This window comes from Mesorhizobium sp. M6A.T.Cr.TU.017.01.1.1 (assembly GCF_004023115.1).
Classification (GTDB): Bacteria; Pseudomonadota; Alphaproteobacteria; order Rhizobiales; family Rhizobiaceae; genus Mesorhizobium; species Mesorhizobium mediterraneum.
Window position 1 is genome coordinate 1 of the sequence record NZ_RZTA01000020.1, and the last position, 20,732, is coordinate 20,732.

The following is a 20,732-nucleotide window of genomic DNA, read 5'->3' on the forward strand; positions in this document are numbered from 1 at the left end:
CTTGGGGGGAGATCGGCAGTTCGCTCGATCGGCGCCTTCCATGCGATGTTGGAGATTGGCGAAGGTGCAGATGACAGCCAATCTCCCCCCTCGTGGGGGAGATGTCCGGCAGGACAGAGGGGGGCGCCGTAGGGCTTCAACGTAACCAGAGGGATGGCCATTGCAATTTTTTGAGACGCGCGTATCGTATTGACATGAATGTCTCACGTCAACAAGCGGCAGTGTCCGAGGACGCCGGCTCTGCCGCGCGCGGACCGCGGGCGCGCACAAGGCGGTTGATGCTGGAGACGGCGACAAGGCTGATGCAGGCGGGCGCCACGCCCTCGGTCAGCGAGGTCGCCGAAGCGGCGGAAGTCTCGCGCGCCACCGCCTATCGGTATTTTCCAAGCCAGGCGGCGCTGGTGCAGGCGGTGGTCAACGAAGGGCTCGGGCCGATCCTCACCTGGAAATCAGCCTCGACCGATCCCGAGCGCCGGGTGGTCGAACTGTTCGACACGGCCATGCCGCGCATCGAGGCCTTCGAGGCAACCTTCAAGGCGGCGCTGAAGCTGTCGCTCGACCAGTGGGCGCGGCGGCAGGCCGGCACACTGGGCGGCGAGCCGGCGTTTACGCGCGGCCATCGCGTCGATCTGCTCAAGGACGCGATCGCGCCGCTCAAGGACAGGCTGCCGCCACGCGAATTCAAGCGCCTGGCCCAGGCCCTGTCGCTGATCTTCGGCGTTGAAGTGCTCATCGTGCTGAAGGATATATGGGGGCTGGACAGCCGCAAGAGGATGTCGGTAGCACAATGGGCAGCCGGCGCCCTGGTACGAGCTGCAGTGGTGGAATCGATGGCCAAAGGAGACAGAAGCGCGCCGGCGATAGCCACGAAATAGTATCGATCTGGTTCGACCAGATTGGGATGTCAAGTACCGACAATAATCGTAGCGCCGCAGCCAAAACAAGGCTCTTGCGTATCAAGGAGTAGGAAAATTTAAGAAAAACAGGCAGATGTTGCTGGAATCCGCTTGTCTGAGGGCCTGCCATCGTCCAAGAAAGAGCTTGACGTGCGCCGGAAATTGGTAATACCAGATCAGGACAATAAAGCGGATTAAATGTGAGGGCTGCGAGCCATTTCTGGCTGGGCGAGGAGGCTCAAAACCGGAACGCTGCCGTCACGGGAGGAACTACCAGGGTCGGCTCGCCGCCGGCTCGCATGATACGGTAGAATGCGCACAAGGGAGGAAATCATTATGCGCAAGACAATGACCAGTATGCTTGCTGGTATCGGCTTAGTGCTCGCCTGCGGAACGTCCGTCTACGCGCAGGATAAGGAACTCACCATATTCTGGGCTGAATGGGATCCGGCAAACTATTTGCAGGAACTCGTCAACCTTTACGAGGCCGAAAGCGGCGTGAAGGTCACGGTCGAAACCACGCCTTGGCCCGACTTCCAGACCAAGGCGTTCACCGAGTTCAACGCCAAGGGCAGCGCCTACGACATGGTGGTCGGCGACTCCCAGTGGATCGGCGCCGCCTCTGAGGCCGGCCACTATGTCGACCTCACCGACTTCTTCAACAAGCACAATCTGAAGGAAGTGATGGCGCCGGCGACGGTGAAATACTACGCCGAATATCCGTCCAACTCCGGCAAATACTGGTCGATCCCGGCCGAGGGCGACGCGGTCGGCTGGTCCTATCGCAAGGACTGGTTCGAGGATCCGAAGGAGATGGAGGCCTTCAAGGCCAAGTACGGCTACGATCTCGGCATACCGAAGGACTGGAAGCAGCTGCGCGACATCGCCGAATTCTTCCACCGTCCCGACGAGAAGCGCTACGGCGTCGCCATCTATACCGATAACTCGTATGACGCTCTGGTGATGGGCGTCGAGAACGCCATCTTCTCCTTCGGCGGCGAACTTGGCGACTATGCCAGTTACAAGGTCGACGGGATCATCAACTCCGAGCAGAACGTCAAGGCGCTCGAGGCTTACAAGGAGCTCTACTCCTTCACTCCTCCTGGTTGGGCCAAGAGCTTCTTCATCGAGGACAACCAGGCGATCACAGAAAACCTGGCGGCGATGAGCATGAACTATTTCGCCTTCTTCCCGGCGCTCATCAACGAAGCCTCGAACCCGAATGCAAAGGCCACCGGCTTCTTCGCCAACCCTCCAGGACCGAACGGCGACCAGTTCGCCGCGCTCGGCGGCCAGGGCATCTCCGTCATCTCCTATTCCCAGAATCAGGAAGAGGCGATGAAGTTCCTGGAATGGTTCATCAAGGAAGATACGCAGAAGAAATGGGCGGAACTCGGCGGTTACACGGCAAGCGCCAAGGTGCTCGAGTCGCCTGAATTCCAAAACGCCACGCCTTACAACAAGGCCTTCTACGAAACCATGTTCAAGGTGAAGGACTTCTGGGCGACGCCGGAATATGCCGAGCTGCTCATCCAGATGAACCAACGCGTCTATCCGTACATCACCGGCAATCAGGGCACGGCCAAGGAAGTGCTCGATTCGCTCGCCGCGGATTGGAACGCGACGTTCAAGAAATACAACCGCGTGAAGTAAACGGCATTAACGCTCGGAGGGGGCGGTAGCCTGCCCCTTCCGTTTTCTTTTCCGGACAAGGAAGGAACGGGCCTTGGCCACTGCAGTCATGACCACCCTGGATCCCAACTCGCGCTCCGCCGCCCGCGGCATGAGCGATCTCACGATCCGCAATCTCTTCATCGTTCCGACGATCGTTTTCCTGATCGTCTTCAACATCTTTCCGCTGATCTATTCGCTCGGCTATTCGTTCACCGACTTTCGCGCATCGAGCCCGGCGGCGGCCAATTTCGTCGGACTGCAGAATTACCGCGAGCTGCTCAACGACCCGTTCATCTGGTCGAATTTCGCCATCACCGCCAAATATGTCATCGTCTCCGTCGTCGGCCAGGTCATCGTCGGCTTCGGCGTGGCGTTGCTGCTCAACCGCGATATCCCGTTGAAGGGCCTGCTGACGACCCTGCTGCTGTTGCCAATGATGCTGTCGATGGCTGTCGTCGGCCTGTTCTGGAAGCTGCTCTACGATCCGTCCTTCGGCATCATCAACTATACGCTCGGCCTCGGCTCCTTCGAGTGGCTGTCCAACCCCGACATGGCGCTCTACGCGGTTGCCATCACCGACATCTGGATGTGGTCACCCTTTGTGATGCTGCTGTCGCTCGCCGGCCTGTCGGCAGTGCCGAAGCACCTCTACGAGGCGGCGGCGATCGACCGCGCCGGCTCGTTCTACACCTTCTTTCGCATCACGCTGCCCTTGGTCGCGCCGATCCTGATGATCGCGATCATCTTTCGCACCATGGAGGCGTTCAAGACCTTCGATCTCGCCTACATCCTGACCAGCCAGCCAACCACCGAGGTGATCTCGATCCGGCTCTACAAGATGGCGTTCCAGGAGTGGCAGACCGGGCGCTCCTGCGCGCTAGCCTACATCGTGCTGATCATGATCCTGGCTATCACCAACATCTACGTCAAATACCTGAACAAGGTGAAGGAGCGCTAGAATGGCCGCTGTCACCACCTCTACCGAGCGTTCGCTCAACAAGCTCGCCATCGTCGGTGTGCTGATCATCACGATGATCTTCCTGGCGCCGATCTACTGGATAGCCTCGACGGCCTTCAAGCCGCGCAACCTTGCCACCACCATTCCGCCGACGGTGATGTTCCAGCCTGAGATATCACCCTTCGTAAAGCTCTTCACCAAGCGGTCGCAGTTGCGCACTGCGCCGACGCCGGAACAATACGCCGCCGCCCCGTGGTGGGAGCGGCTGGTGTTTGACGGCGGCGAGAAGGTGGTGCGCTCGGGCAGGGGCGAGGTGCAGTGGTCCGGTTATCCGAGCCGCTTCATGAACTCGCTGATCGTCGCCATCACCTCGACGATCCTGGCCGTCGGCATGGGCACCTTCACCGCTTACGGGTTCTCGCGCTTCAAGATAAAGGGGGAACAGGACCTGCTGTTCTTCATCCTGTCGACCCGCATGCTGCCGCCGGTGGTGGTGGCGATCCCGATGTTCCTGATGTACCGGGTCGTCGGCCTCAACGACACGCATTGGGGCCTGATCATTCTCTACACCGCCTTCAACCTCAGCTTCTCTGTATGGCTGATGAAGGGATTTATGGACGAAATTCCGAAGGAGTACGAGGAGGCGGCGCTCGTCGACGGCTACACGCGCATAGAAGCCTTCTTCAAGATCGTGCTGCCTGAGGCCGCCACCGGCATCGCCGCCACCGCCGTGTTCTGCTTCATCACGGCGTGGAACGAATATGCCTTCGCGCTGATCATGACTAACCGACGCGCCCAGACGGCACCGCCCTTCATCCCCAGCCAGGTCGGCTCCGGCCTGTCGGACTGGACGGTGATCGCCGCCGGAACCTTCCTGTTCCTGCTGCCGGTCGCGATCTTCACCTTCCTGCTCCGCAACCACCTCTTGCGCGGCATGTCCTTCGGAGCGATCCGCAAATGATCCGCCATGCTACAATCCAGCGCACGGCCGAGATCGTGATGGTGTGCGGCATCATCGCGCTCTGCCAGCCGTGGAATCTCTTCCTGCACCGCTACGGGCTGACGATCATCATCGTCGGGTTGCTAACGTTCATGATCACCGGCTGGGTCGGTCCAAGGCAGAAGCCGCAGGCGACCGGCACCCCGGAAAAAGAAGGTCACGCATGACCCAGATCGAGCTTCGTGGCGTCCAGAAATTCTTTGGCGCCGTTCAGGTCATCAAGGACCTCAATCTCAAGATCGACGACAACGAGTTCATCGTGCTGCTCGGACAGTCGGGCTGCGGCAAGACGACGACGCTTCGCGCCATCGCCGGGCTGGAGACGATCGACGGCGGCGATGTTCTCATCGACGGCAAGCCGGTCCAGCATCTCAAGGCTGCCGACCGCGACATCGCCATGGTGTTCCAATCGTTCTCGCTCTATCCGCATATGAGCGTCTACGAGAACATCGCTTTTCCGTTGCGCGCCATGCGCAAGAGCAAGGCGGAGATCGACGGCGAGGTGCGCTCGGTCGCCAAAGTGCTGCAGATCACCGACCTGCTCGGCAAGAAGCCGTCGGCGCTGTCGGGCGGCGACATGCAGCGCGTGGCCATCGGCCGGGCGCTGGTGCGGCGGCCGAAAGCGATGCTGATGGACGAGCCGATCGGCGCGCTCGACGCCAAGCTGCGCGAGGAGATGCGCGCGGAGATCAAGCGGCTGCACATCAAGCAGGGCTCGACCACCATCTACGTCACCCACGACCAGATCGAGGCGATGAGCCTAGCCGACCGCATCGTCATCATGCATGAGGGCGTTCTGCAACAGGTAGGCAGCCCATCGGACGTGTATACGCACCCGGCCAATTTGTTCGTCGCGCAATTCGTCGGCTCGCCTGTGATGAACGTCGCCAACGCGGCGGTGACGATGAACGGCTCCGGCGCCAGGGTCACCGTCGACGGGGCCGCGGAAGGGTTCCTTTTCCCGGCCGAGCTGGTCGGCCAGCTCGACGCCGCGAACGTCGGGCAGGACCGCCTTGCGCTCGGCATCCGCCCCGAAGGAGTGATGGTCTCGCGCGAGGCAGCGGACGGTTATCTGCCGGTCGAGGCGCACATCATCGAACCGCTTGGCTCCTACGACATTGTCGACCTCAAGGTCGGGGCACAGATGTTGCGTGCCCGCACCCGCTCCGGTTTCGTCGGCAAGCCCGGGGTCCAGGTCTTCGCCAAGCTCGACCCGGCGCAGGCGCACTTCTTCGACACGACAAGCGGCAATTCGCTGGGGGTGAGACTCTGATGGCCCATATCCAGCTCAAGAACATCTCGAAGACATTCGGCAATCACACCGCATTGACCGGGCTCAATCTCGACATTGCCGACGGCGAGTTCTTCGTGCTGCTCGGCGAGACCGGCGCCGGCAAGACGACGACGCTGCGCATGATCGCCGGCCTGGAAAAGCCGGACGAGGGGCAAATACTCATCGACGGCGCTGACGTCGCTGACTGGGGTGCAGCCGAGCGCGACGTGGCGCTGGTGCTGCAGCAATATTCGCTTTATCCGCGCTACACGGTTCGCGAAAACCTCGAATTCCCGCTGAAGCCAAAAATCCGGCGCATCGAGCCCGATGAGATCAAGACGCGCGTCGACCGCGTTGCCAAGACCTTGCGCATCGAGCATCTGCTCGAGCGCAAGACGGATCGCCTCTCGGGCGGCGAGATGCAGCGCGTCTCGATTGGTCGCGCCATCGTCAGGAAGCCCCGCGTATTCCTGATGGATGAGCCCCTTTCGGCGCTCGATGCCAAGCTGCGCGAAGCGCTGCGCACCGAGCTGAAGAACATCCAAATGAACCTTGGTCAGACCTTCCTGTTCGTGACGCACGACCAGATCGAGGCGATGTCGATGGGCGACAAGGTCGGCGTGCTCAACCATGGCCGCATCGTCCAGACCGGCACGCCGTATGAGATCTACAACAATCCGCGCGACACCTATGTGGCGAGCTTCGTCGGCTCGCCGCCGATGAACCTCATCGACGGCAAGCTCGTCAACGGCCGCGCGGTGATGGCACCGCTGAATTTCGAACTGCCTTTTGCGGGGGGGGCCAAGACGAGCGGTGCGACCGACGGTCGCCCGCTCGTCTTCGGTATTCGTCCCGAGGATGTCTATCTCGAGAGCGGGGCGCCGGTGGAGGCGCGCGTCCACGATGTCGAGAACCATGGCGTCGAAAAGATCCTGACGCTGCGCGTCGGCGACGCCATGCTGCGGGCCACGGTGCCGGCCAGAACCGATGTCGAGATCGAGCAGCCGGTGCGCTTTGCCTGGGATCCGGACAAGGTGGTGCTGTTCGACAAGGCTAGCGGGATAAGCCTCCGTCACGCGGGCTAGAGCGCGTCAGTTCGGCGGAGGAGATACTACGCGGCTTGAAGCCTCTGGCCAGGCTTAGCCGGCTTGACGGGTCTCGGCCTGTTCCTCGGCCCGGAAATGGCTGGGAGCCGATCCGATGACGCGCTTGAACGCCCGACTGAAGGACGCGTCGGATTCATAGCCCAGGCGCGCGGCGACGACGGAAATCTTCAGCCGGTCGCGGACCAGCCATTGCCGTGCCTGGTGCATTCTCACCTGGGTGACATATCTGGCCGGGGTTTCACCGACGATCGTCGCGAAGCGTTCCGCGAAACCCGATCGCGAGGCGCCCATCATCCTGGCGAGCGTTTCCACGGTCCAATCGCGGTCCGGTTCGAGGTGGATTGCCGCCAGCACGCGGCCGATCTCGCGGTCTCTCACCGCCGCGATCCATCCGGACGAGTCGCCGCAGCCGCGCTCGACCCACGAGCGGATGACGGTGGCGGCGAGCACATCGGCAAGCCGTGCAAGGATGCCGCCGGATCCGACGCGCTCCATCGTCACTTCGCGGGCCATGGCCTCCAGCAGATGCGGGATGCCGGGTTCATAGGCTTCCAACTCGTGCGCGCGCATCACGTCCGGCATCATGCCGAGCAATGGGTGCAAACCGTCGAGATTGAAATACATGCTGCCGAAAAAAAGCAGCGTCCCCGGCCGGCGACCTTCATTGGACATGCAGTAAACGTCCTTGCAGACCTCGGCGACCTTGTAGCCCTGGATCGGCGAAGCCTCGATACCCGGCTCGCTCGCCAGGACGTGTGCTGCACCACGCGGCAGCAGCACCGCGTCGCCCGCCTTGAGCTCCACCCATTCGCCGGACGGTTGCAGCAGCCAACATCCCTTGCGGCCGATGAAATGAAACCGTGCCGCCGTCTGGGCCGGAAACTGGAGGCCCCAGGGCTCCTGCATTTCACAGCGGCCGTATTCGACGCCGTCGAGCCGTAACCCGCGCAATATGTCTGTCAGCGGATCGCCGGTGATCGGAACTTTGGACGAATAGTCAAGCATGATGGTGTTTCTAGCATGGAAACTCCAGGCGGTCATTCCCTATGTTGCATTGCAGCCAAATGCTGCGCTGCAACCAGACCGGAGATTCCATCATGACCGAACCCGCGACAGGCGTCATGGACGCCGTTCTTGATCCCGCGGAAACCGACGAACGAGCCGAGCCGGCGTGGGGGGCGGTCGTGTCCCTTGCGCTTGGGGTGTTTGGGCTGGTGACCGCAGAATTCCTGCCTGCCAGTCTGCTGACGCCGCTGGCGCAGGACCTCGGCGTGACGGAAGGGACTGCGGGCCAAGCGGTGACAGCGACGGCCGTTGTCGGCGCGATAGCCGCTCCGACCATGGCCATCATCACCAAACGCCTGGACCGCAGGCTGGTCATGTGGGGACTGACGGTGCTGCTGATCCTGTCGAACCTGGTGGCGGCGTTTGCCTCCTCGCTTCCCGTTCTTCTGATCGCTCGCATCATGCTCGGGATCAGTCTCGGCGGCTTCTGGTCGATGTCGGCGGCCATGGCGATGCGGCTTGTACCGATGCGGCTGATGCCGCGCGCCATGTCGATCATCCTCACCGGCGTTTCGGTGGCGACGGTCTGCGCCGCCCCGGTCGGTGCCTATGTCGGCGACATCTGGGGATGGCGAACGGCCTTCATGATCGCAGCTGTTGTCGGCGCCCTGGCGCTGCTCGTGCAGATCGCCACCCTTCCGAAGCTGCCGCCGGCGGGCGTGGCAAGCGTTCGGACCTTGCTGGACGTGATGAAGCGCCCGATGATCAGGATTGCGCTTCTGGTGGTCCTGCTGGTCGCTTCGGGACACTTTGCCGGCTTCACCTATGTCCGCCCGTTTCTTGAGAAGGTGCCTGCGCTGGACATCGAGACGATCTCTCTGGTGCTGCTCGCCTATGGCATCGGTGGGTTTTTCGGCAATTTTGCCGGTGGCTTCATGGCCGAGCGCAGCCTCAAAACCGCCGTCGGCCTGGCGCCTTTGCTGATTGCTGTGGCAGCCGCCTTGCTGCTTACTCTCGGAGCCTCGCCAGTCGTTGCGGCGATAGCGGTTGCCGCCTGGGGCTTTGCCTTCGGCGCGGTGCCGGTCGGACTGCAAACCTGGCTGGTGCGAGCCGCTCCCGATCAGGCTGAAAGCGCCGGCGGGCTGATGGTGGCCACGTTCCAGGTGGCCATTGCGCTGGGCGCCGTTTTCGGCGGCCTGCTGGTCGACAATGCCGGCGTTGCCAGTGCGTTCGCCTATTGCGGGATCGCGACGCTGCTGGCGGCCTTGGCGGCGTTCCTGCTTGGTCCGAAGCACGCAGACTAGCCCGTCCGCCCTTGCGGATTCATCTTTGATCGGCCCGGAGATCGGTTACGCTCTTCGGGCCGTTATCGCCGTTACGAAACGGGTCAGGCTGTTTTCGACATAAGCGGCCACTTCGACCTTGGGGTCGAAGCTCCACCACAGCAGCGAGCCCTGCCAGTGCGAAGCCATGAGCAGGCCGATGCCTTCAGGCGGATCGGCTGCTGAGGCAAAACAGGCGTCGAGCACGTCACACAGAGAAGCTTTCCACGACGCGCCGCGTCCGCGAAGCAGCGGATCGCGCAGATCCTCGCGCAGCACCAGAAGGCCTTCGGCATAGGATTCTATGCCGCCATAGTCCTGCGATAGCGCCACCAGCAGCCCAATCGCTCCACCAGGGGTTCTTGGGATCGTCTTCGACAGCCTCGCCGTCTTGTCATCAAGCCGGTCCCATGCCTGCAACAGAGCCCTCTGCTTCAGAGTGGCCTTGCTTTTGAAACGCTGCACCAGCGTCGAGCCGGACAGCCCGCAGGCTACGGACAGCCGCTCAAAGGTGAGCGCTTCCGGGCCATGCGCGTGGATCAGCCGGTTCGCCGCTTCGAGCACGTCTTCGTCGGACTGGGTTTTTGGCCGGGGCATCTTGACATCCATTTATAACCGAATGATCATTTATATATTATGGCACCGGCAGAGACCAGCACCTCCTGGTCGAATCGAGCTTTGGGAGAGCCTAATGAGGCTTCGTGGAAAAGTCGCTCTGGTCGCGGGCGCCACGCGTGGCGCCGGCCGAGGCGTTGCAGTCGAACTGGGCGCTGCCGGCGCAACTGTTTACGTCACCGGCAGGTCGACGCGCGGGCATCCGTCCGAATATGCGCGTCCTGAAACCATCGAGGAAACGGCGGAACTGGTTTCGGCGCTTGGCGGCAAGGGCATTGCCGTGCAGGTCGATCATCTGATTTCGGAAGACGTGCGCAAATTGGTCGACCGAATCCGTGCGGAGCAGGGCCGTCTCGATATACTGGTCAACGACATCTGGGGCGGCGAAAAGCTGTTCGAATGGAACAAGCCGGTTTGGGAGCATGATCTCACGAATGGTTTGCGCATGTTGCGGCTGGGCATCGACACGCATCTGATCACCGCGCATTACGCGCTGCCGCTTCTGATCGAGCGTCCGGGCGGGCTGCTTGTCGAAGTCACCGACGGCACCGCCGAGTATAATGCAGACCACTATCGGCTTTCCCCGTTCTACGACCTCGCCAAAGTGTCGGTGACCCGCATGGCCTGGGCCCATGCCCAGGACCTTGCCCCGCACGGTGCCACCTCGATTTCGCTGACACCCGGCTGGCTGCGTTCGGAAATGATGTTGGAAGCTTTTGGGGTGACGGAGGATAACTGGCGTGATGCGACAGCGAAGGTGCCGCATTTCATCATTTCGGAGACACCGCGCTTCGTTGGCCGCGCGGTGACGGCGCTGGCGACGGACCCTGATCTCTCACGCTGGAACGGGCAGTCGCTGTCCAGCGGCGGGCTGGCGCGGGTTTATGGCTTTACCGATCTCGATGGGTCGCAGCCTGACGCCTGGCGATATGTTCCGGAGGTCCAGGACGCCGGCAGGCCGGCCGATGCGACTGGCTATAGGTAGGTTCAGACCGCGCGGCCGTCGAAGTCGAAAACCGGCACAGCGGCCAGATCGAAATCGTCTATGCAATGGATGTTGACATAGGCGCTTCGTTCGCTCCCTTCGCTGACATCCTCGGCGAAGGGGTGAATGCCGCAGGTCCGGCAAAACCGGTGGGCGATGACATGGTTGCCGAAAGTGTACCGGCCAAGATCGTCGCCCCAGGCAAGCACCCGCAATGCGTCGTGCGGCACGGCCCATAGCAGTGCGCCCTTGCGCGAGCAGATCGAGCAATTGCATCGCACGGCCCCGGTCAGATCGCCTTCGACCTCGAAGGCGATCTTGCCGCAGTGGCAGCTGCCTTTGTAGAGCATTCGGTCTCCTCCTTCTGTTCGATAGGGGTGCAAATGTGCTTGTGCCGGGTTATGTCTCTGCAGGTCACGCACCAGTCGTTGCCTGTAAGACGTTGCAGGCGTCCGGAGTCCGACACCGAAAATGCAATCTGCCCGCGACCGCCTCGAAGTCGTCCTTTCGCGTCTCGCCGTCCGCGCGGACAATGAAAGCGTATTCGTAAAACTCTATCCGGAAGCCGGGCGGGCAGCCGCCGATGCCGCCGATATCAGGCGCAAGGCTGGCGTCACACTTGGACCGCTCGACGGAGCGATTGTGTCGATCAAGGATCTGTTCGACGTCGCCGGCGAGCCGACCACAGCCGGTTCGTTGTTGCTCGGCACCGCGGCGCCGGCGCTGCGGGATGCCGTCATCGTTCGACGATTACGGCAGGCGGGTGCCGTCATCTTCGGCAAGACCAACATGACCGAATTTGCCTTCACCGCGATCGGCGTCAATCCGCATTACGGCACGCCTGGCAATGCGACCGACACCAGCCGGATTGCGGGTGGCTCATCCTCCGGCGCCGGTGTTTCCGTTGCCGAAGGCACAAGCGACATCTCGATCGGTTCCGACACCGGCGGTTCGGTCCGCATTCCGGCGTCGCTGAACGGTGTCGTCGGCTTCAAGCCGACCGCACGGCGTGTGCCACGCGATGGCGTTTTCCCGCTGTCCAACACGCTCGACTCCATCGGCCCACTCGCGCGCACCGTTGCCGAATGTGCCGCAGCCGACGCGGTGATGGCGGGCGAGGAGCCTGTGGCACTGGTTCCGCTTCCGCTGGACGGCCTGCGCATCGGCGTTCCACGCGGCGTGCTCTTCGAGGATATGGAAGAAGAGGTCGCGGCGGCGTTCGACCGATGTGTTGGCAAGGTAGAGCTTGCGGGCGCGCGTCTCGCCGATCTGTCCATCGATGACCTCCTTGCCGATTTGCGCGCGGTAACCAAGCGGGCCTCGATCGCGGCGATGGAGGGTGCCGAGGTCCACGCAGATTGGCTGGCGACAGGTGCGACGACACCGGTCGATCCGCGGGTGAGCGAGCCACTGTCGCGCGCTGCCGCCGTTCCGGCCACAGCCTATATAAGGGCAATCCGCCGCCGCACGGCGCTTGTCGCCGCCATGGACGAGCGGCTGGCGTCTGTCGATGTGCTGGCCCTGCCGGCCACGCCGGTCACCGCGCCGACTATCGTGTCAATGACCAGCGACGAAGTTCTATGTGAGCATACGGAAGGGCTGCTGCTGCGCAACACCCAGGTCGCCAACCAGTTCGACCTCTGCGCGATCTCGCTGCCGATGCCGGGAATGGCGCGCCCGGCCGGGCTGATGCTGGTGGCGCGCAACGGCCACGACCACCGTCTCCTGCGCATCGCTGCGGGGGTCGAGGCACTGCTTGGCCACTGAAGACGTGAACGTCAATGCGACGAACAGTGGCTGCGTTCGCTGTCCCTGGAGGCGCGTTCGATACCGGTCGCGACCAGCCATGGCAGAGTGTATCGCTTGCCGTTGAGGGTCTGGGTCCGGTTCTCGATCGAGCCGAAAACCACGACCTTGCCGGCGTAGAGCTTGTCCGAGAGATCGAGCGCCTCGTCCTCCCGCGGCAATTCATCGATGTCGATCGACACGCCCTTGATGATCTTGCCCGTGGCAAGATCGAGCGCGCTGTTCGATGGACAGGGCGCCATCACGCAGCGCAAGCCGTTGTCGCAATAGACATAACTGCTCTCCGCCACAGCGAGCGAGGGCAGGACGCAGATCGAAAACATGGCAGCAAGCAGCGCCATGCGGCGAAGAACGAGCATGGGTCCAGCGTCGTGGAGAAATAGGGCGAAACGGCGGTGACGCTACGCGTCGGCCGGAAACCGCCGCCGGTAGTGCTCGACCACTTCGGGATTGCGCAGGTTGACCGGCAATTTGTTGGCCAGCACCAGCAAGGTTTCATCAGCCGACCCGACGCCCATGCGCATCATCGACTGTTCGGTGATCCCTGCCATATGCGGGGTGACGATGACATTGTCGAAGCCGAAATAAGGATGATTGGAAGGCAGCGGCTGCGTCGCAAAGACATCGAGCGCGGCACCGCCGATACGGCCCTTTTGCAGCGCTTCGATCAGCGCGTCGTCGTCGATCACCGGCCCGCGCGAAATATTGATCAGCAGCGCATGCGGCTTCATGCGGGCGATGCGCTCGCGGTTGATCAGGCCGCGCGTCTCCGGTGTCAGCGGGCAGCACAGAACGATGATGTCGCTCTGCTCGACCAGCGCGTCGATCGACAGAAAGCCGACCCTGTCCAGCGCCGGCCCCATGCTGCGCGTCGTCGCCACCACGTTCAGGTCGAAACCATGCGCCGCTATGTGGCCGACTGCCTGTCCGATAGCGCCAAAGCCGACAATGCCGATCGTCTTGCCGGCGAGCTCGCTGGCGAGAGTGGTGTGGTCGCGGCCGGCCAGCCAGCCCTTCGCCCGCAAGTCGCGGTCCACCAGGCGGAAACGCCGAAGCAGCGCCAGGGCCGCGAACATCACGTATTCGGCGACCGACCGTGCATTGACCGCCGGCACGTTTGCGACCAGCACGCCGGCTGCGGTGGCCGCTTCCATGGGGACCATGTCGAGCCCGGCACCGTGGCGGATTGCGGCCCGGAGCTTCGTCGCGCCCTCGAAAAGCGCTGATGGCAGCGGCGCGCGAACGATGATGATATCGGCGTCCCTCGCCTCAGTCGCCAGCGTGTGCGCATCGAGGGCGGAGGCGACGACGAGTTCACCGGCACCGGTCAGCATGGCGGAGGCGCGCGGGTGCAGCGTGTGCGTCGACAGGATTCTAGGCATATCAGACCTGTTCGAGCGCTGGGCTTTGAGTTTCTTCGCGGCCTTCGATCAAGCCTTTCCAGTAGCTCTCCGCGCCTTGCAAATGGGCGCTCATCAGCGCCTGGGCGAGGTTGCCGTCGCGGCGCAGCAGCGCCTCATAGATCTGGATGTGCTCCGCATGCGAGCGCACGCTGCGTTCGGGATCGTTGAAATAGATCGGCAGGCGTTGCTCGCCCATCATGTAGTAGACGCTGCATATGTTGTGAAAAACGCTGTTCTTGGTTGCTCGCACGATCTCAAGATGAAACTCGCGGTCCTCCTTGGCGAGGCCTTCGCCCGCAGCAATGCGATCCTCCGAAGCCTTCAGGATTTCGCGCAGCCGCTCGAAATTTTCCTCGGTGGCACGTGAGCAGGCAAGCTCAGCGGCCTTGATTTCGTGGATCTTGCGCAACTCGACCGTCTCGTAGATCATAATCGGGTCGAGCGGCAGGCCGGCCCGCGCAAACAGTGCCATCGCCTCAACGCTGGGCTGCTTGGTGTCGATATAGATGCCGGATTTGGCCCGGCGCTCGACGATGCGCATGGCTTCGAGGATGGCCAGCGCCTCGCGGATCTGGCCGCGACTGACGGCGAAATGCTCCGCCAGTTCACGCTCAGACGGCGTTCGGCCCGTCGCCTTGTCGGAATGGGAGAACAGATAGGCGGCGAGTTCCGCGAGGAGGTTCTTTTCTTTCATGATCAGCCGCGTAGCGCGTGCGCCTCCAGGAACCGTTCCGAAAGGGTGAATCCCAGTCCGGGCTTCTCGGGGATCGCTATCATACCGTCCTTTGCTTCGACAGTCTCTTCGATAAGATCGTGGATCATCGGGTTGGCGCCGAGCGAATATTCGACGGTAAAGCTAGCCGGCGAAGCAGCGCAGACATGCAGCCCGGCAAAGAAGCAAGGGGCGCCGGCCCACAGATGCGGCGCGAAGCGCAAATTGAAGGCGCTGGCGATGGTGCCGATCTTCATCGCCTCGCTGATGCCGCCGCAAAAGGCCGGATCCGGCTGGAAAATATCGGCCGCCTTGAGCATGGCGAGGTCGCGGAACGCATAGCGCGTCGCCTCGCTTTCGCCGGTGGCGATCGGGATGGAGCCGGACGCCCGCACTTCGGCCATCCCAGGCTTATCGTCGGCGATGACCGGCTCCTCGAACCAGGCCAGATCGAGATCGCCGGCGAGATGGATGAAGCGCTTGGCCTCCGCCACAGTGTAGGTGCCATGCGCATCGACCATCAGGTCGACTTCGGGGCCGAGCGCCTGTCTGGCGGCGCGGACGCGGGCGGCGGAATTGTGCGGGGTGCCGTCCATCGCGCCGATCCGCATTTTCAGCGCCTTGAAGCCGCCCTTGGCGATATAGGATTTCAACTGGTCGCCGATCGCCTCGGTGGAGGCCCAGCCACCGGAAGCATAAGCCGGCATGCGTTCGAGCTTGCGGCCGCCGAGCAGCCGCCAGACCGGCACCCCCAGCGACTTGCCCAGAATATCCCACAATGCGATGTCGACGGCACTGATCGCCGCGACACTGATGCCGCGCCGCGCCAGTTGCGGCATGGCGTGGCCGTTTTGCGCGGCGCTGTCGTGGCGCACGCCATTGTAGAGCATCTCCCAGATCACCCCGATGTCAGCCGGATCGCAGCCGATCAGCTGCGGGCCGACTTCGTGGTTCAGCATGTGGACAAGGGCGCCGTAGCTGCCGGTGCTGCCGGCGGCATTCTTGCCTTCGCCCCAGCCGACCAGCCCATCAGCGGTCTCGATGCGCAAGATGGCGGCGTCGAACGTCGTCACCTGACCGAAGTCGCTGCGATGCTGCTTCGCGGCTTCGATCGGTATGCGGACCCACCAGGCTTGGACCGTCTTGATGCGCATGTTCATCCCCGGCCCTGCCGCCGGTCAGGGCGGAAGGCTCATTCCCAAACGGACCGACTACTTGATCAGCGGCAGCAGCGTTTCAGCATTGATGCGCATCTGGTCGGTGTAGAATTTCTCCGTGAGCACGCTGGAACCGTGGTCTTGGATGAACTTCAGCTGCTCCGGCGAGATGTCGACTGGATTGCGCTCGACCATGTCGGGATAGGGAGCGGCCGGCGTGCGGTCGACAGGGGCGACGAACTCATTGGTCAGCGCGCCGTCGTAGCCGACCTCCTTCAGCGTGCCGACGATCTTCGGCCAGTCGATCTGTCCGAGCCCCGCGGCGAAGCGGTTGTTGTCTGCGACATGGAAGTCGAACAGCCGCTTGCCGACCTGCCGGATGGCGTCATAGACGTTAAATTCTTCCATGTGGATGTGGTAGGCGTCGAGGCAGACACCGCATTCGGGGCTGACCGCATCGGCCAGCGCCAGCGCCTGGGCGCCACGGTTGAACAGATAGGTCTCGAAGCGGTTGAGCGGCTCGACCGCGATCTTGACGCCGACCTTCTTGGCATGGGTGAAGCACTCCCTGGTGGCGTCGACCACCCATTTCCATTCTTCTTCTTCGGTGCCGTCCGGCACCACCTTGCCGACGGTCGCGGGAACGAGGGTGATGATCTCGCCATCGAGCTCGCTGACCATGGTCAGCACGTCCTTGACGTACTGCACGGAGCGCTCGCGCTGGCCCTGGTCCTTGGCGGCGAGATTGCGCTCGCCCAGCATCAACGTCACCGCCCCCCAGCAGCGGATGCCGTGCTCCTTCAGGAGCGCACGCGTCTCGTTGGTCTTGTATTGCTCGGGCTCGCCGGAAATCTCGATCGACTCATAGCCGAATTTCTTGATGCGCTTGAGCGTCGTCTCCAATGGCTCCGCCCGCATCCAGTTGTGCGTCGAAAGATGCATGGTCTGTCCTTCCCAGAATTCGCCTGTAACACCTCGCCTGCAACGCACCCATCGGAGCGCGCCGCATGATTCCTCCCCAAGGCGCTCCAGCGTTCTTCGTAAACTGGTTCGACCAATTGGGCCTGAAGCGAGGTCTACAGCAATTTGATCTGAACGGCAAGAAGTGCAGGATTTTCGCTCTGATGGCCGGTTTACATCATTGATTACACTGCAATATGTCGCGCAACTCGGCATGGTTGCAGGCTTCGGATGGCAAGCAAGGTGGCTTGACGAGATTTCGACATTTGGTAATACCAGAGCAGCGATGCGTAACGCACTGTGCGAAAAGACCAAAGAGGCTGGCCCTGCTTTCAATCGGCGCTATGCTTGGTCGTGGAAAAATTAGGGAGGATGCCGATGCCGTCGACAATGAAGGGGCCTGGGCTGTTTCTGGCGCAGTTCGCGGGCGATGCCGCGCCGTTCAATTCGCTGCCGTCGATCACCAGGTGGGCGGCCGGGCTGGGCTACAAGGGCGTGCAGATCCCGACCTGGGACAGCCGGCTGTTCGACCTCGAGAAAGCGGCGTCTTCTCAGGCCTATTGCGACGAGGTAAAGGGCATCTGCACCGAGGCCGGCGTCGAGATCACCGAGCTGTCGACGCATCTGCAGGGGCAGTTGGTGGCGGTGCATCCGGCTTACGACGCGCAGTTCGACGGCTTCGCGCCGCCTGCGGTTCACAACAATCCTAAAGCCAGGCAGCAGTGGGCGGTCGAACAGATGAAATTCGGCGCCAAGGCTTCGAAAAATCTTGGGCTCAAGGCGTCGGTATCCTTTTGCGGAGCGTTGGCCTTCCCCTACCTTTATCCGTGGCCGCAACGGCCGGCGGGATTGATCGAGGAAGCATTTTCCGAACTCGGCAAACGCTGGAAGCCGATCCTCGATGTCTATGAGGACAATGGCGTCGACCTTGGCTACGAGATCCATCCGGGCGAAGACGTGTTCGACGGCGCGACCTTCGAGATGTTCCTCGACGCGGTGGGCGGCCACAAGCGCTGCAACATCAATTACGACCCGTCGCATTTCCTGCTGCAGCAGCTCGACTACCTCGAATTCATCGACATCTATCACGAGCGGATCAAGGCGTTCCACGTCAAGGATGCCGAGTTCAATCCGACCGGCCGGCAAGGCGTCTACTCCGGCTATCAGAGCTGGACAAACCGGGCCGGGCGTTTCCGCTCGCTCGGCGACGGGCAGGTGGATTTCGGCGGCATTTTCTCCAAGCTTGCTCAATATGACTATGATTCATGGGCGGTGCTGGAATGGGAGTGCTGCCTGAAGCATCCGGAGGACGGCGCGGCCGAAGGCGCTCCCTTCATCGAGCACCACATCATCAGGGTGACGGAAAAGGCCTTCGACGACTTCGCCGGCGGCGCGACCGACAAAAAGGTGCTGCGCTCCATGATGGGAATCTAGCACGGCTTCCCTCCCCTCGAGGGGAGGGTCGATCCGCGTAGCGGATCGGGGTGGGGTCGCTGGGCGTAGAGCTCGGCATGAACCGACCCCTCCCGGCCCTTCGGGCCACCCTCCCCTCAAGGGGGAGGGGTATCTCAGACGACGAGGGAGAAAATCATGGTCGGCGCATCGAAGTCGGAAACGGGAGGCGGCCCGATCCGCTACGGCATGGTCGGCGGCGGGCAAGGCGCCTTCATCGGTGCCGTGCACCGGATCGCGGCGCGCATGGACAATGAGTTCATGCTGGTGGCAGGTGCCCTATCGTCGGATCCGGCGCGTGCGAAAGCGTCCGCCGCGGAACTCGGGCTCGATCCCACGCGCAGCTACGGCTCTTTCGCTGAGATGGCCAAGGCCGAGGCCAAGCGACCGGACGGCATCGAAGCGGTAGCCATCGTCACGCCCAACAATGTGCACGTGCCGGCGGCGAAGGCATTTCTCGAGGCCGGCATCCACGTCATCTGCGACAAGCCGCTGGCGACGACGCTGGCCGAGGCAAAGAGACTGGCGGCACTGGTCGAAAAGACCGGCAAGGTCTTCGTGCTCACCCACAACTACACCGCCTATCCGATGATACGGCAGGCGCGGGAGATGGTGGCCAAGGGGCAGCTCGGCGACATCCGGATCGTGCAGTCGGAATATCCGCAAGACTGGTTGACCGAAGACCTCGCCGCCACCGGCCAGAAGCAGGCGTCCTGGCGCTCCGACCCCAAGCAGGCCGGCGCTGGGGGTGCGCTGGGCGACATCGGCACGCATGCCTACAATCTCGCGCGCTTCGTCTGCGGGCTGGAGCTCGATTCGCTATCGGCAGATCTCGATGCTTTCGTGCCGGGGCGGCAGCTCGATGACAATGTCAACGTGATGCTGCGCTTCAAACCGGTCGGCAAGTCGCACCCGGCCAAGGGCATGATCTGGGCGAGCCAGGTGGCGCCCGGTCACGAGAACGGGCTGAAGCTGCGCATCTACGGCTCGAAGGGCGGGCTTGAATGGGTGCAGGCCGACCCGAACTATCTCTGGTACACGCCGTTCGGCCAGCCGAAGCAGTTGATCACCCGCAATGGCGCTGGCGCGCTGCCCGTCGCCGGGCGTGTCAGCCGGGTTCCGTCAGGCCACCCGGAAGGCTATCTCGAAGGTTTCGCCAATATCTATCAAGAGGCGGCCCGCGCCATCCGCGCGGCGCGCCGCAAAGGCGGCAAGCCGGCTAAGGATGTCGTCTTCCCGACCATCCAGGATGGCGTCGAAGGCATGGCCTTCATCGAGGCCTGCGTGAAGTCGTCGAAGAAGAATGGAGCCTGGACGAAGCTTTAATCGCTGCGCCCGGTTAACGGGAAGCCCCCTCACCCGGATTGCCAGCCGAATTGCAAGGGCAATTCGGGGCAATCCGACCTCTCCCCGAGGGGAGAGGAGATCGCCGGCGCTGGCGTCTGCCTCTTCTCCCCAGCGGGGAGAAGGTGGCCGCGAAGCGGCCGGATGAGGGGGCTTGTGGCGAAGTCGGCGGAGGAGCCAGCCGGCTGTCAAAGGGGAGGGAGTGTCGATGAAAATCGGCATGTGCATGTTTTTGTGGACGACGGCCGTATCGAAGAAACACGAGTCATTGCTCAGAGATATCAAGGCGACCGGCTTTGATGGCGTCGAGATTCCGGTCTTTTCCGGCACGCCCGACGACTACACAAAACTTGGCGAACTGCTCGACCGCATCGGACTGGAGCGCACCGCGGTTTCGGCAATGGGCGATCCGGCGATGAATCTGATCTCGGCCGATGGCGGAACGCGCAAGGTCGGCATCGATTATATGAGATGGGCGATCGACTGCTCAGCTGCGCTCGGCGCCAAAACGTTGAGCGGCCCGCTGCATTCGACGCTCGGCGCCTTTTCCGGCAGTGGGCCGACGGCGGCGGAGAAGAAGCGCTCCGTTGCCTCGCAACGCGCCATCGGCGACCATGCCGGCAACAAGAACGTCACCATCGGGCTGGAGGCGCTCAACCGCTTTGAATGCTATCTGCTCAACACGATGGATGATCTGTCGGAGCATATCGACGCAATCGACCGGCCGCACATCAAGGCGATGTACGACACCTTCCACGCCAATATCGAGGAAGCCGACCCGATCGGCGCCTATACGCGCAACCGCAGGAATATCGTCCATATCCATATTTCGGAGAACGATCGCGGCGTGCCTGGGCGCGGCCACATTCCGTGGAAGGAGACGTTTTCGGCCATCCGCAAGAGCGGCTATGACGACTGGCTGACGATCGAGGCCTTCGGCCGCTCGCTGAAGGATTTGGCGGCGGCAACCAAGGTCTGGCGCGACTTTTCGGAAAGTCCGGAAGCCGTCTATCGCGACGGCTACAAGCACATCAAGAGCGGCTGGAAGAGGGCTGGTGCTTAGC

Annotated in this window: 21 protein-coding genes; 13 read left to right on the forward strand and 8 right to left on the reverse strand. The window is 62.5% G+C overall.

All coding sequences use genetic code 11. The annotated features are described in order from the left end of the window. Positions 1 to 194: 194 nt before the first annotated feature. The 7 genes from EOB36_RS08970 to EOB36_RS09000 all read left to right on the forward strand — a co-directional run bounded on the left by EOB36_RS08970 (position 195) and on the right by EOB36_RS09000 (position 6,886). Positions 195 to 875, forward strand: a complete 681-nt coding sequence (locus EOB36_RS08970) for a TetR/AcrR family transcriptional regulator (protein WP_126104816.1) — start codon at positions 195 to 197, stop codon at positions 873 to 875. A gap of 357 nt (positions 876 to 1,232) precedes the next feature. Further along, a complete protein-coding gene (locus EOB36_RS08975) occupies positions 1,233 to 2,549 on the forward strand; it encodes an ABC transporter substrate-binding protein (RefSeq protein ID WP_095488235.1) in 1,317 nt (438 codons plus the stop codon). Positions 2,550 to 2,622: 73 nt separating this feature from the next. After that, positions 2,623 to 3,528 carry a sugar ABC transporter permease gene (locus EOB36_RS08980; protein ID WP_128284697.1) on the forward strand — a complete coding sequence of 302 codons (906 nt, stop codon included), beginning with the start codon at positions 2,623 to 2,625 and terminating at the stop codon, positions 3,526 to 3,528. 1 nt (position 3,529) lies between these two features. Further along, a complete protein-coding gene (locus EOB36_RS08985) occupies positions 3,530 to 4,489 on the forward strand; it encodes a carbohydrate ABC transporter permease (protein WP_128284698.1) in 960 nt (319 codons plus the stop codon). Further along, positions 4,486 to 4,695 carry a hypothetical protein gene (locus EOB36_RS08990; RefSeq protein ID WP_128284699.1) on the forward strand — a complete coding sequence of 70 codons (210 nt, stop codon included), beginning with the start codon at positions 4,486 to 4,488 and terminating at the stop codon, positions 4,693 to 4,695. Before EOB36_RS08985 ends, EOB36_RS08990 begins: the two co-directional genes overlap by 4 nt. Further along, a complete protein-coding gene (locus tag EOB36_RS08995) occupies positions 4,692 to 5,801 on the forward strand; it encodes an ABC transporter ATP-binding protein (RefSeq protein WP_128284700.1) in 1,110 nt (369 codons plus the stop codon). Before EOB36_RS08990 ends, EOB36_RS08995 begins: the two co-directional genes overlap by 4 nt. Then, a complete protein-coding gene (locus tag EOB36_RS09000) occupies positions 5,801 to 6,886 on the forward strand; it encodes an ABC transporter ATP-binding protein (RefSeq protein ID WP_095488243.1) in 1,086 nt (361 codons plus the stop codon). Before EOB36_RS08995 ends, EOB36_RS09000 begins: the two co-directional genes overlap by 1 nt. Positions 6,887 to 6,940: 54 nt before the next feature. Here the strand turns inward: EOB36_RS09000 and EOB36_RS09005 are convergent, their stop codons facing one another. Further along, positions 6,941 to 7,912, reverse strand: coding sequence for an AraC family transcriptional regulator (locus EOB36_RS09005; protein ID WP_095488245.1), 972 nt, complete (start codon positions 7,910 to 7,912; stop codon positions 6,941 to 6,943). Between the two features lie 92 nt (positions 7,913 to 8,004). Between EOB36_RS09005 and EOB36_RS09010 the strand changes: the two genes are divergently transcribed. Continuing rightward, entirely contained in the window at positions 8,005 to 9,216 is a 1,212-nt protein-coding gene (locus EOB36_RS09010; protein WP_095488467.1) for an MFS transporter, read from the forward strand. Positions 9,217 to 9,261: 45 nt separating this feature from the next. Here the strand turns inward: EOB36_RS09010 and EOB36_RS09015 are convergent, their stop codons facing one another. Further along, positions 9,262 to 9,831, reverse strand: coding sequence for a helix-turn-helix domain-containing protein (locus EOB36_RS09015; RefSeq protein ID WP_128284701.1), 570 nt, complete (start codon positions 9,829 to 9,831; stop codon positions 9,262 to 9,264). Between the two features lie 94 nt (positions 9,832 to 9,925). Here EOB36_RS09015 and EOB36_RS09020 point away from each other — a divergent pair, with 94 nt between their 5' ends. Next, positions 9,926 to 10,834 carry an SDR family oxidoreductase gene (locus tag EOB36_RS09020; protein ID WP_128284702.1) on the forward strand — a complete coding sequence of 303 codons (909 nt, stop codon included), beginning with the start codon at positions 9,926 to 9,928 and terminating at the stop codon, positions 10,832 to 10,834. A gap of 2 nt (positions 10,835 to 10,836) precedes the next feature. Here the strand turns inward: EOB36_RS09020 and EOB36_RS09025 are convergent, their stop codons facing one another. Beyond that, entirely contained in the window at positions 10,837 to 11,184 is a 348-nt protein-coding gene (locus EOB36_RS09025) for a GFA family protein (protein WP_128284703.1), read from the reverse strand. A 121-nt stretch (positions 11,185 to 11,305) separates the two neighbouring features. Between EOB36_RS09025 and EOB36_RS09030 the strand changes: the two genes are divergently transcribed. Continuing rightward, positions 11,306 to 12,601, forward strand: a complete 1,296-nt coding sequence (locus EOB36_RS09030) for an amidase (RefSeq protein WP_128284704.1) — start codon at positions 11,306 to 11,308, stop codon at positions 12,599 to 12,601. 11 nt (positions 12,602 to 12,612) lie between these two features. Here EOB36_RS09030 and EOB36_RS09035 read toward each other — a convergent pair whose 3' ends face one another. The 5 genes from EOB36_RS09035 to EOB36_RS09055 are packed head-to-tail and all read right to left on the reverse strand — an operon-like array spanning position 12,613 to position 16,854. After that, positions 12,613 to 12,999 carry a hypothetical protein gene (locus EOB36_RS09035; RefSeq protein WP_245467704.1) on the reverse strand — a complete coding sequence of 129 codons (387 nt, stop codon included), beginning with the start codon at positions 12,997 to 12,999 and terminating at the stop codon, positions 12,613 to 12,615. Positions 13,000 to 13,041: 42 nt separating this feature from the next. Continuing rightward, entirely contained in the window at positions 13,042 to 14,022 is a 981-nt protein-coding gene (locus EOB36_RS09040) for a hydroxyacid dehydrogenase (protein WP_128284705.1), read from the reverse strand. A gap of 1 nt (position 14,023) precedes the next feature. Beyond that, positions 14,024 to 14,737 (reverse strand): FadR/GntR family transcriptional regulator, encoded by a 714-nt coding sequence (locus tag EOB36_RS09045; protein ID WP_126104826.1) that lies wholly within the window; start codon positions 14,735 to 14,737, stop codon positions 14,024 to 14,026. Positions 14,738 to 14,739: 2 nt separating this feature from the next. Beyond that, complete coding sequence (locus EOB36_RS09050; RefSeq protein ID WP_128284706.1) at positions 14,740 to 15,909, reverse strand: mandelate racemase/muconate lactonizing enzyme family protein; 1,170 nt, start codon at positions 15,907 to 15,909, stop codon at positions 14,740 to 14,742. Positions 15,910 to 15,966: 57 nt separating this feature from the next. Then, on the reverse strand, positions 15,967 to 16,854 hold the full coding sequence (locus tag EOB36_RS09055) for a sugar phosphate isomerase/epimerase (RefSeq protein ID WP_128284707.1): 888 nt from the start codon (positions 16,852 to 16,854) through the stop codon (positions 15,967 to 15,969). Between the two features lie 396 nt (positions 16,855 to 17,250). Here EOB36_RS09055 and EOB36_RS09060 point away from each other — a divergent pair, with 396 nt between their 5' ends. From EOB36_RS09060 to EOB36_RS09070, 3 genes are all read left to right on the forward strand, one after another. Next, entirely contained in the window at positions 17,251 to 18,306 is a 1,056-nt protein-coding gene (locus tag EOB36_RS09060; RefSeq protein ID WP_128284708.1) for a sugar phosphate isomerase/epimerase, read from the forward strand. 156 nt (positions 18,307 to 18,462) lie between these two features. After that, positions 18,463 to 19,650 carry a Gfo/Idh/MocA family oxidoreductase gene (locus EOB36_RS09065; RefSeq protein WP_128284709.1) on the forward strand — a complete coding sequence of 396 codons (1,188 nt, stop codon included), beginning with the start codon at positions 18,463 to 18,465 and terminating at the stop codon, positions 19,648 to 19,650. Between the two features lie 226 nt (positions 19,651 to 19,876). Further along, a complete protein-coding gene (locus tag EOB36_RS09070; RefSeq protein ID WP_128284710.1) occupies positions 19,877 to 20,731 on the forward strand; it encodes a sugar phosphate isomerase/epimerase in 855 nt (284 codons plus the stop codon). The last annotated feature ends 1 nt before the right edge of the window (position 20,732 follow it).